The 861-nt window shown below is 62.6% G+C and carries 1 protein-coding gene; it reads left to right on the top strand.

The genetic code is table 11. From position 1 onward, the window contains the following. Nucleotides 1–17: 17 nt before the first annotated feature. Nucleotides 18–861 (top strand): IS21 family transposase (gene istA / locus FSO04_RS47015; RefSeq protein WP_168436041.1); only part of this gene is annotated, 844 nt, incomplete at its 3' end.

The raw sequence follows: 861 nt of genomic DNA, 5'->3' as shown, positions 1-861 counted from the left end.
ACGGGCAGGGGAACGGAGTGATCGACGTGGCTATATTGAGCATCATCCGACGCTGGCACTTTCGCGATCATGTCTCGTTGCGCGAGATTGCCAAACGACTGGGCGTGTCCAGAAACACGGTCAGGCGTTACATACGTGCCGACACTGTGCTGCCGGCATATCCCGAGCGCCACAGCCCCAGCAAGCTCGACGGATTTGCTGCAAAGCTCGCTGGTTGGCTGAAGACCGAGGCGAATCGGCCCCGCAAACAGCGCAGAACCCTCAAACAGATCCATGCGGATCTTTGCGCGCTGGGCTTCACCGGCTCCTATGATCGTGTCGCTGCGTTTGCCCGGCGCTGGCGACAGGAGCAGCACGAGCAGGCAAAGACGACCGGACGGGGCACCTTCGTTCCGCTCCGGTTTGCCGCTTGCGAAGCGTTCCAGTTCGACTGGAGTGAGGACTGGGCCGTCATCAACGGCGAGCGCACCAAGCTGCAGGTCGCGCAGCTCAAGCTCAGTCACAGCCGTGCCTTCTTCCTGAGGGCCTATCTGCTGCAAACCCACGAGATGCTGTTCGACGCGCATCACCATGCGTTCGTGGCGTGGGGCGGCATTCCACGCCGTGGCATCTACGACAACATGAAGACCGCCGTCGACAGGGTGCGTCCCGGCAAGGTGCGTGAGGTCAACGCGCGGTTCAGCGCGATGGTGAGCCACTACCTGTTTGACGCCGAGTTCTGTAACGTCGCCTCAGGCTGGGAGAAGGGGCAGATCGAGAAGAACGTCCAGGACAGCCGCCACCGGCTCTGGCAGAAGGTGCCGACGTTCGGCTCGCTGGCGGCGCTCAACGACTGGCTGGCCGACCAGTGCGTGCTGCTGT

The organism is Paraburkholderia madseniana (assembly GCF_009690905.1).
Taxonomy (GTDB): Bacteria; Pseudomonadota; Gammaproteobacteria; order Burkholderiales; family Burkholderiaceae; genus Paraburkholderia; species Paraburkholderia madseniana.
This window is presented reverse-complemented; position numbering and strand designations above follow the sequence as displayed.